A 16,137-nucleotide genomic window follows, 5' to 3' on the forward strand; every position below is an offset into this window, starting at 1 on the left:
TTGAAAAATATCAAGGGATGATTTTCCTTTGGAGGGCTAATTTTAAAATTGTTCGTTCATTTCACGAACTGTTTTTTCTATATTATCTGAATATGAAATTGCTGAAATAATAGACACACCATCGACATTTGTTTTCATTATATCTTTAATATGTTGTGTCTGTATTCCACCGATTGCGACTAGTGGCATCTGAGGTAATAATTTTCTCATTAATTCTAGTCCTTCATATCCTATTGCACCACCTGCATCATCTTTTGACTGAGTGACATATACAGGTCCTACACCAACATAATCTACATATTCAACTTTGGATTGTTTAAATTCTTCTTCATTTCCTATAGAAAGACCGATTATTTTATTTGGCATCAATTTTCTAATTTCATCAACACCAAGGTCATCTTGTCCTACGTGGACTCCATCAGCATCTATTTCTAATGCCAATTCTATATCATCATTTACGATAAACGGTACATTGTATTTTTTACAAAGATTTTGAAGTTTTATTGCTAATTCTACTTTTTCCTTACCTTCTAAGGCACCCGTACCTTTTTCACGGAATTGAAATATAGTTATACCACCTTTTAAAGCATCCTCAACAACTGTATATAAATCCTTACCTAAGCAAGTTGTCGTTCCACAAATAAAATATAATTTTAACAATTCTTTATTAAACATCTTATTTCACCTTTTTAAATGTTTCTATATCTTTATCGGTAACTTCATATAACGCATTAATAAATTCAACTTTGAATGTTCCTGGTAGGTGTCCATTAGGACGTTTTTCTGCCATTTCCCCGGCAATATTATATGCTAACATCGCTGTTTCTAAAGATTTTAATTCTTGTCCTTTTTCTAGTCCTATAAAGCTCGCTAATACAGCTCCTAATAAACATCCTGTTCCAATAACTTTCGGCATCATTGCACTTCCGTTATAGATAGTCACTACCTCGCCGTTAACAGCAATAGCATCAACTTCTCCAGTCACTATTATAGGAATATTAAATTTCTCATTTGCTGCTAAGGCAATTTCATCAATATTATCTACCCCTGCACTGTCTACTCCCTTAGAAGCTACATTTATTCCAACTAAAGAAGCAATCTCTCCAGCATTTCCCCTAATCGCTGCTAGTTTGTAATTGTTTATTAAATCATCTGATACTTTTTTTCTATATGCTCCCGCGCCACATGCTACGGGATCTAATACAGCAGGAACATCATACTTCTCAGCAATTTTCAATGCTTCTTGGTATAATTTCCAAGTTTCATCAGTTAATGTACCTATATTTATTAATAATCCTCCAGCATATTTTAGTAAATCTTCTAAATCTTCTGGATACTCACTCATCGCTGGTGATGCTCCTAATGCTACTAATCCATTTGCTGTGAAATTCTTAACTACATCATTAGTAATGCAGATCACTAATGGTGCTTTCTCTTTTAATAATTTTAAACTTGTCATATTTATAAATCCCCTTTAAATACTATATGATTCACAGGTCCATTTCCATGGCCTATTTCTGGTGTATATTTTATCGCTGCGGTAATAAATTTTTTCCCGATATCTACAGCTTCAACTATACTTTTACCTTTTGCTAATTCAGCGGTAATGACAGCTGAGAATGTACATCCTGTTCCATGTGTATGATTAGTTTTAAATCTTTCACTAGTCCACACTTTCTTAGTTCCATCATTTAAGAATAAATAATCTTTCGCTTCTCCTGTTAGATGTCCACCTTTTATAACTACAGACTTACATCCAACTTCATCAATAATGAATTTTCCTGCACGATTCACATCATCTTCAGTTACTATTTTAAAATCGACTATTTCTTCTGCTTCCGGAACATTCGGTGTAATTATAGTAGCAAGTGGTAATATCTCTTCTTTTAGATGTTTTCTAGCAACATCATCTATCAATTTATCCCCGCTTGTCGCAACCATTACTGGATCAACAACATACGGAACATCTTTTGGTAAATATTTTTTTATCAGCTTCATCATGTCAGCATTTGCTATCATTCCAGTTTTTATACTATTAGGAGTTATATCATCAAAAACACTTTTCAATTGAGCTTCTAGTATATCTAAGTCTAAGTTTCTAATCATTTGAACCCCTAGAGTGTTTTGTGCAACAACGCTTGTAACTACAGCCATCCCATACACTTCACGAGCCTGGAAACTTTTCAGGTCAGCCATAATTCCAGCCCCACCAGTTGGATCCGTTCCTGCAATAGTTAAAGCAATATTAAGTTTACTCATATTCTACACCTCAAATCCCCAATGTTCTTGTGTATAAGCCATATTGAAGAAGCGTCGTTCATGTTCACAACTTTCTAAAAAGTTTTTAATTAATCGTTGTTTCCCTTCCTCACTCATAAATTCTGCTTCACGATTAATTATTTTATGATAATCATAAAGTACTTCATCAACTAAACCATCAGCATAAAACTCTACCCAGAATTTTAATGGATGATCTTCAGCTAAATTATGATTAGCTAAAATTTTTCTCGCAACCATTTGATAAATCCATGGACATGGTGCCATAGCACTTAACGCTTCTGCCATACCAAAAGCAAATACATTATAATACATGTGTTTAATATAGTGATCTGCAGACGGATACCATTCTCCACCTTTTATTATTTCTTGATAATCTCTCCCTACATAATCTGCTAAATTTTTATGCGCAGCAATTTCTTCATTCAATACAAAATTTATTTGATTTAAGAAAAAGTTTTTTTCAGCTTTATCATTACTTTTCGCTAAAAGCATTGCATAAATATCGCTGAAATTTTCTAAGTATAAAGCATCAGCTTTTAAATAGTGTTCCACAGCTTCCTTAGATAAATCAGCACGAATCAAACCTTGAATAAAGCCATCATTATATATCTTGTCAACAATCGGCAATGCCTTCTCTTCCATAATTTCAGTAATAAGTTTCATAGGTATATCCCCCTAGTATTATATATATTTAGTATAAAATATCACCACTTTAGGAAAAGAAAAAATCCCCTACTAACGCAGGAGATTTATGTAAATTTATGTACTTATAGTATATTTTACTCTTTTAAAAAATAAACCTATTTCATATCATTTCACATTTCCTCCGCTAGTATTATCTAGATCAGGTCAAAGGGTCTAACTATGTTATCTCAGCCAAAAGGCTCCCCCAGTGGTTATATTTCATTAACTTTTTAAATCGTAACACATAAAATTACAAATGTCAATAAATTGGTTTAAGGGCTTACAATATTCTATTTGCATTATTTCGTATTCTAAATCAAAATATTTTATAATAATATCTTTTTATATCTCAAACTTAACATCTTTATTTTTATGGCGAAAGTGTGAACGAATAATGAAGTTTTATTGTAAAATTCGACTATTTCAGGTTGTAAATGAAATTGGTTATCACTTTTTTCTTTATTAATTAACCTCTTTGTATTATAATAGTAATGATAATTTTCACAATCACAAAAATATAATTTTTAAGGAGAAATTTTTATAATTATGAAGAATACAACATTATTAAAAGTTCTTTCTGCTTCTGCAATTTTCACTGCAATAGCAGCAATAGAATCTTATGATCACAATGCATTCGCTACAGAAGTTACAGCAACTGCTACTGATAATCAAAGCGATGTAGAAACAAAAAAAGTTCCTCAAGATGTTAAGAACTTAGCGGATGGTACATATAATATTACATCAGAAGCTCTGAACTTCTCAGAAGAAGGTAGAGGATCAATGGCTGCGGGGGCATTAGATAAAGAAAAAACAAAGCTAGTAGTTAATAATGGACAATACTCTGTTAATGTTACTTTTAAACCGATTGATAAATTTGGATTAAAGGGATATTTAGGAGATTTAAAATACTATGATGGAGATAAGACTCATGCTAATCGTTCTGAAATAAAAGATAGTGATTTCAAAGATACAACTATCATTGAAAATTATTCAGAAAATGAAAAAGATGATTTCGTTAATGTATACAAGAAAAAATTCCCTGGACGTACTGTATATCCTAAAACTTTCTCTTACAATGTAGATAAAAATAAAATCGATGCTAACAATAAGCTGGAAACATTCACTCAAGTATTCGTACCGGTTATGGAGTCTATAGTCTCAGGGGCAGGTACTCAGCGTATGATTCTTAAATACGATTTAAGTTCATTAGCTACAAAAACTATAACTGTACCTAAAGTAGATACAAAAAAACTAGCTAAAGAAAAAGCTGAAAAAGAACGCCTTGAGAAAGAAAAACCAATCGTTACTGCTAAAGGTGAAGCGGCAATACTAAAAGTAACTGAGTTTGACTTAGAAGGATATATTAAAAATCACCAAGGTCCTATTACTGCTAAAGGCGAAGCAGCAATCTTAGATAAACCTGAATTTGATTTAGAAGAATATATTAGAAGTCAAAAAGGATCTGTAGGTAAAGTTCCTTCAAATGCTAAAGTTCCTTATAATTCTAAAGAAGAATTCACTAACAAAAACAAAGAAAATGCAGACTTTAAAGATTCTACAGATGTAAAAGATTCACAAGATAAAAAAGAAACTACTTCTACTCCTAAACCACTTATTAACGATATATTTGGTCAATCTGAGGTTAAAGATACTTTTGTAGCTACTCCAGTAAGCAATAAAGAAAATACTAAAAACACTTTAGATATTAAAAAATCATTAGCAAACACTGGTACAACAGCGGCAACTACAGGTTTCTTCGGATTAATTACATTACTTACTGCTTTTGTATTACGTAGAAAAGTTAATAAATAATAATCATTATCAAAATGAGTTTGGAATTTCTCCAAGCTCATTTCTTTTTAAATTGTGTCAGAATTGTGACTTATCTTTGAATCTTTAAAGAAAAAAACGTCTATTTTTGACGTTAAATGATACTAATTATCATTTTTTTCTTTATTTTTTAGTGCTTTTGTATTATAATAGTGATAACGATTTAATATCTAAATAATGATTTAATATCTAATAATATATAAAATAAAGGAGAAAATTCCTAATATGAAAAATACAACATTATTAAAAGTTTTGTCAGCAACTGCTATCTTTTCTGCTGTTGCAGCAATTGAAGCATATGATCAAGACAACTTTGCATTCGCAGCAGATGAGACACCTGTAGTAACAAACGCTACAACGGCTCCTACTACGAATTCATCAAACACTGCAAAACCTACTGCAACACCAGCTACTCCAGCTGCAAGCTCTACTACAACACCTGCTACTACTCCAGCTACAGCAACACCTACACCTGTAACACCTAAAGCTGAAGAACCAGCTACTGTAGCTCAAGATGTTAAAGCTTTAAAAGATGGAGAATACAAGATTACTGCTGAAGCCTTAAAATTCCATGAAGAAGGTAACCCTTCTATGGCCGCAGCTGCAATCGACAATGAAAAAACAAAATTAATTGTAAAAAATGGAGAATACTCTGTAAATGTTTCATTTAAACCTATCACATTTGGTGGTCTTACTGGGTACTTAGGGGATTTAAAATACTATGATGGAGATAAGACTCACGCAAATCGTAAAGAAATTAAAGATCCTGAGTTTAAAGACTCAACTATAGTTGAAAATTATGGTACTAATGATACTGACAACTTCATTGAGGCTTATAAGAAAAAATTCCCTAATCGTACTGTTTACCCTAAAACTGTTAATTACCATGTAGACAAAAATAAAATCGATTCAAAAAATAAACTAGAAACATATACTGAAGTATTTGTTCCTGTTATGGCTTCATTTGGCCAAAGTTTTGGAACTCAAAAAATGACTTTAAAATTTGACTTATCATCTTTAGCTAGAAAAAAAGTAACAGCTGATAACTATGAAGCTGCAACTTACGAAAATCCTAACAAAGATGTTGAATACAAAGGAACTATTAAAAAAGACTTCCCTATTCACGTTCAAGGACATTTAAGAAATGCTAACAACAATGATGAAGAATCATTATATGGTTCTGCATTAGATAGTTATGTTAAAGTTGAAAAAGTTGGAGATAAATACAAATATACTCTAAGATTCAAAAAAGGTCTTGCTGATGTAGGTGGAGAATTCTATCCATTCGAGTTACATAAAGTAGCATATCAAGGTAAAGACATTCCATTAACTACTTTAGCATCAAACGGTAATTCTTCAGTAAAAGAAGGATCTATCACTACTGATAAACTATTAGAAAAAATTCAATTAGACGGTACTGCTCCATATCCTAACGGTGCTTTAATGTCACACTTTGTTACATTAAAACTATACTATGAAACAGCTACTGACTATAAGGAAAGACCTGTAAAATTAGAGGATGTAGTTGCACCTGCTAAACCAAAACCAGTTAAGCCTGCACCAACTACACCAAAAGAAGAACCAAAACCAGCTACACCAACAGCTGCTGATCATACTGTTGATGCTGAGAAAGTTCCTAACACTTTCCCTACTACAGTAAAAGCTGAATTAAATGGTAGAACAACTGGTACTGCTTCAATCTATGAAAATGCATTTGTTAAAGATGTAAAAGTAGAAAAAGTTGGAGATAAATATCAATATACTATCCAAGTTAAAGAAGGTAAATCTACTAACTTCTTATTACGTAACAAACCTTTCACAGTTTCTAAACTTACATACAAAGGAAATGAAGTTAACTTTACTGAAGTTGATGCAGCTACTAAGCTAAAAGAAGGTAAGATCTTAACTGATTCTCTTCTAGACAAAATTCAAGTAGATGCTGTATTAAATGTTCAAACAAAAGGTGGAGCTAAACCTAGATTTGAAGAACGTGCTGCTGAAAGTACAATAGCATTAGACTTCCCTAAAGTGGAAAAACCTAAAGAAGTTACACCTGCTAAACCTTCAGTACCTGATCATGAAGTAGATGCTGATAAAGTTCCTACTACATTCCCAGCTACTGTTAAAGGTGAATTAAATGGTAGAACAACTAATTCAAGTTCAATCTATGAAAATGCGTTTGTTAAAGATGTAAAAGTAGAAAAAGTTGGAGATAAATACCAATACACTATTCAAGTAAAAGAAGGTAACTCTTCTACTTACTTACTACGTAATAAACCATTTACAGTATCTAAACTTACTTATAAAGGAACTGAAATTAACTTTACTGAAGTTGATGCAGCAACTAAACTAAAAGAAGGTAAAATCTTAACTGATTCTCTTTTAGATAAAATCCAAGTTGATACTGTAGTTAGCGTACAAACTAGAGGTGGAGCTAAACCTAGATTTGAAGAACGCGCTGCTGAAAGTACAATAGCATTAGACTTCTCTACTGTAGAAAAAGCTAAAGAAGAAGCTACTAATAACTTAGTTCCAGCTATAATTAATAATGCCCATGAATCTAATAGAACTTCAATGGCAGATGGTGCTTTAGTACATGAAAAAACTCGTGTTGAAAAAGTAAATGATACTTACAACTACTATTTAACATTTAAAGACTTAGATGTCAATACTCTAGTAGGAACTGTAGATACTATAACTGTTGATGGTACTGCAGCTGAAAGAACTGATCTTGGTGGTGAAGGTCATGAAAAAGTATTCCACTTTACAAGTCCTGAAAAATTAACTGAAAAAACTATTACATTCTCAGTATCAGTAAATGGAAAACCATTAAAAGGTCATTCAAATGTTGCAGCAACACTTAAATTTAACTGGGATGCTGCTACTCCACTGACAGCTGATCAAGTAACATCATTACACAATGATGAAACTACAAAAGCTCAAGCCGAAAAAGAAAGATTAGAAAAAGAAACTGCTAAAGCCCAAGCTGAAAAAGAAAGATTAGAGAAAGAAGAAGCTGCTAGAGTTCAAGCTGAAAAAGAAAGACTTGAAAAAGAGAAAGCTCAAAAAACTGAAGCTGATCGTCTTGAAAAAGAAAGATTAGAGAAAGAAGAAGCTGCTAGAGTTCAAGCCGAAAAAGAAAGACTTGAAAAAGAGAAAGCTCAAAAAGCTGAAGCTGATCGTCTTGAAAAAGAAAGATTAGAAAAAGAAGCTGCTGCTAAAGCTCAAGCCGAAAAAGAAAGACTTGAAAAAGAAAAAGCTGAAGCTGCTCGTCTTGAAAAAGAAAGATTAGATAAAGAAGCTGCTGCTAAAGCTCAAGCTGAAAAAGAAAGACTTGAAAAAGAAAAAGCTCAAAAAGCTGAAGCTGACCGTCTTGAAAAAGAAAGATTAGATAAAGAAGCTGCTGCTAAAGCCCAAGCTGAAAAAGAAAGACTTGAAAAAGAGAAAGCTCTAAAAGAAGCTATTGAAAAAGTTCAAGCTGAAAACAAAACAGCTGAAGAACAAGCTAAAGCTGCTAAAGATGCAGTAACTAATTTAGAAACTGCTAAAGCTCAATTAGAAAAACTAGTTAAAGAGAAAGAAGCAGCAATAAACAACACTACAAACAAAGCTGAAAAAGAAAAATTAGCTTTAGAAAAAGCTACAGCTGAAAAAGAACTTGCAACAAAAGTAACAGAACTAAAAACTGAATCTGATAAAGCTGCTAAACTTGAAAATAAAGTTAATGAAATTAAAAAATTAGAGGAAGTTAAAAAAGCTGCTGTAGAAAGCATCACTAATGATAAGTCTTTAAGTAATACTGAAGCTAAACAATTAGAAGCGATTGTAAAAACTGCATCTCTTAAAGATACTTTAGTAGCGAAAGTAGTTAATAATGGTTCTTCTGAAGAAGTTAAAGTTACATTCGATAATACTGCTGTAAAAGCTGCTAACTTAGTTGTAGAAAAAGCTGATAAAGAAACTGTAGCTAAAGTGGAAGACCTTGTTAAAAAAGCTGATGAAAATCTAAGTGTTGTTAAAACAATTGATCTTCACTTCGCTGATTCTAATGGTAAAGAAATCAAAAAACAAGGTGAAACACGTGCCGTTACAGTAGCTGTAGTAGCAAATGAAAACGAAAAATTAGAAGTTTACTATGTAAATGGTGATAAATTAGAAAAAGTTCCAAGTGTTTATAAAGATGGAAAACTTACATTCTTTACAAACCACTTCAGTCTTTACACTATAGTAAAATTTAACCCTGAAAACCCTTCTACATCAGATACTTCTAGTACTTCTACAAATGAAAATACTTCAGCAGGTACAGAAACTCCAAAATCTTCTGAAGTAAATCCTAATAAAGCACCAGCTCAATCAGAAAAACAAACTTCTCAAGATAAAGCTTTAAACAATGAAAATAAAGCTACAAGTACTGAAGATAAAAAAGATAACACTAACGTTTTTGGGCAAGAAAACAACAGAGTTGAAAATAACGATAATAAACTAGATGTTGTTAAAACTAATAACACACCTACTCCTCAAAATGCAGAACAAAATGCAAAAGCATCACTTGCTAAAACAGGAATTTCTACAACAGCTACTGCTGGTTTAGGTGCACTACTATTACTTTCTGCCCTAGTACTACGTAGAAAATCTATCAAATAAAATAAACAAAATTATTATACAAAGGGATAATTTATCCCTTTGTATATAGTCATGTATAAAGAAATTAAGGAGGATAAATAAAACATGAAAACTAATAAATTATTAAAAGTTCTATCAGCAGCAACAATCATCTCTACTCTTGCTGTAGTAGATTATTCAACAACTGCACAAAACAATAACAAAGTTTTATTAGCAGCTGATACTCAAAATCCAGAAGTAGAAGTACCAACAACAGCTTTAAACGCATACGAAGCTGGAAAAACATCAATGGCAGCTTCTTCTATAGTTAAATTAACTGTTCAAAAAGTAGCTAATGGCTATAAGTACAAATTAATATTAAAAGATATCAAAGTAGGGTCTTTAACTGATGGAGTATCTAAACTTTGGATAGAAGGTAAAGAAATACCATTACAATCAATAGAGTATACAGAAGATCCAACGGTTATAAATCCTAAATTAGCTGAATTTACTTTATCAGAACTAAAACCACAAATAAATGCTACTGTCTTTGTTAAAGTAATGGAAGATCTTGGATTATTAGCTAAAAATCCTGGTCAAGGTAAAAAAGATACAATTCTTAGTCTAGATTTAACTGGAGTTCAAGAAAAACTTACTCCTAAACCTGTTGATAAACCTGCAGCGAATCCTAAGCCTGCAGCTGAAACACCAGCTAAACCTACTCCAAAACGTGAAACACCAAAAAACACTCAACCTACGAATAACCCTACAGAACCAACAGCTACAAAACCTGCTGAAACTGTTACACCTGTAGTAACTCCTAAACCTACAGAACCAACTAAACCTGTTACACCTGTAGTAACTACACCTACTCCAAAACCTACTCCTTCAGCAAGTGCAACATACTATAATGGAGTGACTGCTGCATTATTAAACGCACACCGTCCTGGACAAAAATCAATGGGAGATGCTGCTTTAGAAAATAGTAATGTTACTGTATTTAAAGAAGGAAGTACTTATCACTATATCGTAAGATTCCACGATTTATCTACTCAAGGCTTCACTGGTGGAATCTCTAAATTCTGGGTAAATGGTACAGAATACGCTGTTAACCCTACAGGAGGAGGAAGCAACCAAGTAGAAGTTCACTTCACATCTACTGAAAAACTAAGATCAGTTCCTGTTTCTGTATTTGTTCAAGCAATGGAAGAAATAATGCCAGGTGGTGGTAAACAAGATGCTACATTAGCATTCGATTGGTCTAGCGTAAGTGAACAACAAGGTCAACCAATAGCTGGTGGAACTCCAGGATCTAGTGGATACACTCCACAACCTAAAAAATCTGGTAAAACTCCAGCGAAAAAAGCAAATCCAGCTTCACCTATCAAATCAGCAGCTAACCCTAACCTTCTAACTCAAGCCCAAGGTCAAGGTCAAGGTGAAGAAAAAACAGTTACATACTTTGATAATGTATCTGCAACACTATTAAATGCCTATGAAGCAGGACGTGCTTCTATGGGTAATGCTGCATTAGATGGTATTACTGTTTATAAAGATGGATCTACATATCACTATATTGTTCGCTTCCATGATATTAAAGTGGGAACTCTTACAGATGGTATTACTCGTTTCTGGGTTAATGGTACTGAATATCCTGTTACAAGTACAGGTGGCGCTATGAACCAAGTACAAGTTCACTTCACTTCTAATCAACAATTAACTAACATTCCTGTTTCTGTATTCGTTCCAACAATGGAAAGCATTATGCCTGGTGCTGGTAAAAAAGATGCTATCCTTAGCCTAGATTGGTCTAATGCTAGTGAAAGACAAGGTACTGCTTTTGTAGATGGTGGTCAACCAGGATCAAGTGCTAACGGTAATCGTGCACTAACTTCAAGAGGTGGACGTCTAAACAACGGTAGACTTTCTAACACTGGTTTAGAAACATCTTCATCAATTCTTGCAGGAGCTCTTACTTTAATGAGTGCAGTTCTTGTTGGAAGAAGAAAACAAAAATAAAATAGTAAGATAATATCTCGCTAAATATTAATAATATTATCTACTCCGAAAGGCGGAAGAATTTCCCGCCTTTCTTAATTAAAAATTAAATAATACAAAAGAAAGTGAGTTTTTATAATGAAACGAGTTTTAAAACTGTTAACGATAGTTATTGCTACATTAACATTTATCGTTACATCTAGCAATGTACCTTTCGTTAAAACTGTACACGCGGCTGATAGAGTATACAGCGTACCTGTTGAACTATGGCATGCTGAAAATAGCGGTCGTCTTTCTATGGGGAATAATGCATTAGCTACTCATGCTACTGTAAATGTTCATGATAATAACACCTCTACTATTTCTGTGCAATTTACTCCAATGGATTTCAGTAATATGCACGGTCACTTATTATCACTTAGCATCTACTCATCTCCAATTTTTTCTGGTAACCTAACTGCCGCTTCAGTAACAAGTACTTATAACGATACTAACTTAGATGGTGGTACTAGTACATATCCAGGAACTCTAAGCTTTAATTTTGGTGAAGCTAAACCTGATAAAATTGGTGTTAGAGTTGCCGTTGATGCCATGAACCAAATTATGGGTGGAGATGCATCACAAAATGCTATTATTAAATTTAACTGGTCAGCAGCTAACCTAGTATCTGGTTCTGAAGATTCTTCTAAAGATAAAGAGAAAAAAGCTGAAGATAAGAAAAAAGAAGAAGAAAACAAAGATAAAAAAGACGAAAATAAAGCACCAGAAGGATTTGTTGCTAAAAAATTAGAAGATTACTTCAAAGATGATCAAAAAACAAAAAATCCTGGTCTTTATAACCTTGATATCACAGGTTCATATCTAAACCCTCTTACTGGTGTTACAGCTGATGGTGGTACTAAAAATACAGCTATCGGTGAAGGTATGGTACAAGGAGTAATCTCACCTATTAACGCAGGTGGAGACCTTAATGAAGCTCTTAAAAACCAAAAATCTAACGGTGAAAAACGTTGGTCTAAAGCTATGCTTCAACGTACAAAAGATGGTAAATTATACGCAACTGTCCGTATTCACCTAATGAACTGGGTTCAACGTAGTAAAGAACAAGGTCCTTTCATTAAAGTTCTTCAAAAAGATGGAGAGTTCAAACAAGTAGAAGCTACTGAAACAAAAGTTAACATTGAACAATATAAAGATAGCTATGTCGACTATCGATTCGAAGTACCAAATGAAAACTTCTTAGCTATGGTACAAATGTATGTAGAACCTATGAATCGTCCTGTTCGTTATTTCGTAGAAGTTAATACTGATACTATTAAAAACGGAAATGATGGCTTAGATATGGAAGCTATTAAAGAAACAAACTACACACCTTACTATTTAGGTGGTATTGGAGTTCTTGCAATAGCTGCTGGACTTTACTTTCCTCGTAAAAAAAGAAAAAGTAACTAGGAGATAATTCATGAAAAGAAAACTATCCCTACTATTTACACTACTATTAGCGAGTATTCTAGTTCTTACTGCTTGTTCATCACAAAATAAAGCTGGTAACACAACTGGAACTGACCCTAATTTAGCTGATAAAGCATTTAATGAGACGATAGATCTAACCGGTGTAAATAAAGACAAAAAATCTGAAGAAGAAAATGGAAAACGTGTAGTAATGGACTCTGTAGCCCTAGCTCAAATTGCTAATGTTCTTGATATCAAATTAGCAGGTGTCCCTACTACGAAATTAGGTCGTATGCCTAAAAGATACGACAATACTGTTCAAATCGGGCTTCCAATGAATCCAAATATGGAAGTTATCAAATCTATTAATCCTTCTATCGTATATGCTCCAGATAGTTTACAAGACTGGATAAAAGAAGGATTCGAAAAAAATAAAATACCTTATAAATTTGTAGATGTTCGTAGTGTTAACGGATTATATACAGTAACAGAAGATCTTGCAAAAGAATTTGGTAAAACAGAAAAATTCAAAGAATTAAAGAAAGAACATGATGAGTTCTTCGCTAAATTCAATGAAAAAATCGCTAATAAAAAGAAACCAAAAGTATTAGTTCTTATGGGACTACCAGGAAGTTACATGGCTGCCACTGAAAAATCTTATGTTGGTAACTTAGTAAAATTAGCTGGTGGTGAAAATATCGTTAAAGGTAATGAAGAGTTTAAAAATCTAAACTTAGAAACAGCTTTAAACGATAAACCAGATTTCATTTTACGTACTGCTCACGCAATGCCTGAGACAGTTACTGAAATGTTTAAAAAAGAATTTGAAAACAATAAGAGTTGGTCTCATTTTGATGCGGTTAAAAATAATAAAGTTATCGATTTAGATAGCTCAATGTTTGGTATGACAGCTACATACGATTACCAAAAAGGATTAGAAAGTCTGTACAGCATTTTCTATAGTAATTAAACTAGTATCCAGAAGTGGCAGGTAGCTACTTCTGGATTTTTCATAATTTGAATTATAAACTACATATGTTATACTAAACATATAACTATATAAGGAGGTTCTTAATGTTTAAAAACAAAAAAGCAATCACTTTTTCTGTTCTTATTTTACTCTTATTAAGTACAATATTTTTTGCAGCGAACAGTGGTAGTATAAAAGCTAGTGTCGGACAATTAGCTATTGGTATCTTTACCGGAGAATATGCCAATGTAAATGCAATTATCGACGTTCGTTTCCCAAGAATTATCATCACCTTACTAGTAGGTGCTGCTCTTGGAGTTAGTGGTCTATTATTACAAACAGTATTAAAGAACCCGCTTGTCGATCCTAGTATTATTGGTGTTTCTAGTGGAGCAAACCTATTTTTATACTTAGGATTAGGGATATTCCCACAATTTATGATATTTAAATCTGTATTTTCTATCATCGGTGGTGTCCTTGGTTTCTTAATCATTTATTACCTAGCAGGTAGAACAAAAAACAATGTTAAAATTATTTTAATCGGTATTGCAATAAGTTATTTCTTCACAGGAATACTGAGTTCTATGCAGTACTTGAATGCAGCTAACTCTACTACGTCATCTACATTCAAAACTGTTGGTTTAGGAACTAAAAACTGGGATGATGTTTCATTATTACTAAGTTGGATTCCTGTATTACTAATTATTAGCTTCTTCTTAGCTAAACTATGTAATATCTTCGCTTTAGATGATAATATTATTAGTTCACTTGGTATTAATATTAATGTGATTCGTTTATTAATTTCATTTGTTGCAGTAGCTCTTGCTTCTGTTTCTACAGCAGTGGCAGGTGTAATGGTGTTCTTAGCTCTTATTACACCTCATATCGCTAAGATTATAATTGGACGAAATCATATTTACACCATCCCATTTAGTGCTCTATTAGGTGCCTTTATCTTACTTTTATTCGATACAATCGGTCGTGTTATTTTCGCGCCAATCGAAATACCTGCTGATTTAATAATGATGATTATCGGTGGGCCTGCATTTATTATTTTAGTTAAGAAAGGAGTAAGTTAATGGAAAATATTATAGAAATTAATAACCTTACGTTTAAGTATAATAATAAAAATGCTCTTTTCGAAAATCTTAATGTAGATATTGAAAAAGGTAAAATTACTACCCTACTTGGTAAAAATGGATGTGGTAAGAGTACACTAATAAAAATATTAGCCAAAAATTTAAACTATAATTCTGGAAGTATCAAACTCGAAGGAAAAGAATTAAATTCATATTCATTAAAAGAACTTGCGAGTATTCTTGCAATTGTTTATCAAAAGAATGAAACTCCAAGAGAGATTACTGTTTATGATATGGTTAGTTTCGCTCGTCTTCCTTATCAAAATATTTTCTTTTACAAACCTAACGCTAGTGATGTTGAAAAAATTGAATTTGCACTTGAAAAAACTAATTTACAGGCTTATAAAGATAAACGTGTAGACGAATTATCTGGTGGTCAACTTCAACGTGTTTACATCGCAATGGCATTAGCACAAAGTACGGATATTATTATACTAGACGAGCCTACTACTTTCCTTGATATAAAATACCAAAAATCTATAATGCAACTTGTTAGAGATCTTAATAAATCTCTAGGAATTACTATTATCATGGTATTACATGATATAAATCAAGCACTAGCATACAGTGATAATATTATTGCTCTTCTTGATGGAAAAGTTATAAAGAATGATAAAGCAGAGAACTTCTTTGATGAAGAGCTTCTAAATAAACTTTATGACGCTGATATTAAAATAGAAGATGGAAAAGTAATTAGTTGGTAGTTTTACTAACAATATATATATAAATTAAATCAATCGCTGTATCTAAATATTAATATTTAGATACAGCGATAATTTTATTTCTGTAAGGGTTAAGTATTTCTATTTCAGTGAGTATAAACACTGTTATATCAATGTTTATGATAGTTAGATTTTCAAAAGTTAATGAGTTAATTCAGAAATCTTATCTAAATAAATGCCGACTGCTTCTAGCTTTGTTTGAAGATTATAATTTCAAACAAGGTCAACGAATTCATAAAATGTTTGACCAATGTTATGACACACTCGAAGGCTTATTTGATTAATACTCCGTAGCTCTACTTGAGTGTTTACACATACTTATTGACAATACGAATAGGTATTTCTTGTGAGTAAATTTCATCAAAAAATTTCATAGATAAGTCCTATATATAATCATGGTAAAGCAGTAAAAATAGTTGTTATCCTAGTTGATTAAAAAAATCTCTGATTTCCTCATCTT

General features: G+C 32.4%; 11 protein-coding genes and 1 riboswitch. Of the genes, 7 read left to right on the forward strand and 4 right to left on the reverse strand.

Annotated features, from left to right (window positions below; translation table 11 throughout):
- Positions 1-42: 42 nt before the first annotated feature.
- The 4 genes from thiE to tenA are packed head-to-tail and all read right to left on the reverse strand — an operon-like array spanning position 43 to position 2,943.
- Positions 43-675 carry a thiamine phosphate synthase gene (gene thiE / locus RYK99_RS05380; protein ID WP_314990823.1) on the reverse strand — a complete coding sequence of 211 codons (633 nt, stop codon included), beginning with the start codon at positions 673-675 and terminating at the stop codon, positions 43-45.
- A gap of 1 nt (position 676) precedes the next feature.
- Positions 677-1,459 (reverse strand): hydroxyethylthiazole kinase, encoded by a 783-nt coding sequence (thiM, locus tag RYK99_RS05385; RefSeq protein ID WP_314990825.1) that lies wholly within the window; start codon positions 1,457-1,459, stop codon positions 677-679.
- Between the two features lie 2 nt (positions 1,460-1,461).
- Positions 1,462-2,259 carry a bifunctional hydroxymethylpyrimidine kinase/phosphomethylpyrimidine kinase gene (gene thiD / locus RYK99_RS05390; RefSeq protein WP_314990826.1) on the reverse strand — a complete coding sequence of 266 codons (798 nt, stop codon included), beginning with the start codon at positions 2,257-2,259 and terminating at the stop codon, positions 1,462-1,464.
- Positions 2,260-2,262: 3 nt separating this feature from the next.
- The gene (tenA, locus tag RYK99_RS05395) at positions 2,263-2,943 is read right to left on the reverse strand and encodes a thiaminase II (RefSeq protein ID WP_102170056.1); all 681 of its coding nucleotides are present in this window, start codon (positions 2,941-2,943) and stop codon (positions 2,263-2,265) included.
- Positions 2,944-3,083: 140 nt separating this feature from the next.
- Positions 3,084-3,181: riboswitch (TPP riboswitch) on the reverse strand.
- A 329-nt stretch (positions 3,182-3,510) separates the two neighbouring features.
- On the opposite strand from tenA, the gene RYK99_RS05400 reads away from it, so the two are divergent.
- The 7 genes from RYK99_RS05400 to RYK99_RS05430 all read left to right on the forward strand — a co-directional run bounded on the left by RYK99_RS05400 (position 3,511) and on the right by RYK99_RS05430 (position 15,659).
- Positions 3,511-4,776, forward strand: a complete 1,266-nt coding sequence (locus RYK99_RS05400; RefSeq protein ID WP_314990829.1) for a hypothetical protein — start codon at positions 3,511-3,513, stop codon at positions 4,774-4,776.
- A 243-nt stretch (positions 4,777-5,019) separates the two neighbouring features.
- Complete coding sequence (locus RYK99_RS05405) at positions 5,020-9,438, forward strand: NEAT domain-containing protein (RefSeq protein WP_314990832.1); 4,419 nt, start codon at positions 5,020-5,022, stop codon at positions 9,436-9,438.
- Between the two features lie 84 nt (positions 9,439-9,522).
- Positions 9,523-11,415 (forward strand): hypothetical protein, encoded by a 1,893-nt coding sequence (locus RYK99_RS05410; protein WP_314990834.1) that lies wholly within the window; start codon positions 9,523-9,525, stop codon positions 11,413-11,415.
- A 117-nt stretch (positions 11,416-11,532) separates the two neighbouring features.
- On the forward strand, positions 11,533-12,846 hold the full coding sequence (locus RYK99_RS05415; protein WP_314990836.1) for a heme-binding Shp domain-containing protein: 1,314 nt from the start codon (positions 11,533-11,535) through the stop codon (positions 12,844-12,846).
- 10 nt (positions 12,847-12,856) lie between these two features.
- Positions 12,857-13,816: a heme ABC transporter substrate-binding protein IsdE gene (gene isdE / locus RYK99_RS05420; protein ID WP_314990838.1), complete on the forward strand. Its 960-nt coding sequence runs from the start codon at positions 12,857-12,859 to the stop codon at positions 13,814-13,816.
- Positions 13,817-13,920: 104 nt separating this feature from the next.
- Positions 13,921-14,895: an iron ABC transporter permease gene (locus RYK99_RS05425; RefSeq protein ID WP_314990840.1), complete on the forward strand. Its 975-nt coding sequence runs from the start codon at positions 13,921-13,923 to the stop codon at positions 14,893-14,895.
- A complete protein-coding gene (locus RYK99_RS05430; RefSeq protein WP_314990842.1) occupies positions 14,895-15,659 on the forward strand; it encodes an ABC transporter ATP-binding protein in 765 nt (254 codons plus the stop codon). Before RYK99_RS05425 ends, RYK99_RS05430 begins: the two co-directional genes overlap by 1 nt.
- Positions 15,660-16,137: the final 478 nt, after the last annotated feature.

Source organism: uncultured Gemella sp. (genome assembly GCF_963537375.1).
In the GTDB taxonomy this organism is placed as follows: domain Bacteria; phylum Bacillota; class Bacilli; order Staphylococcales; family Gemellaceae; genus Gemella.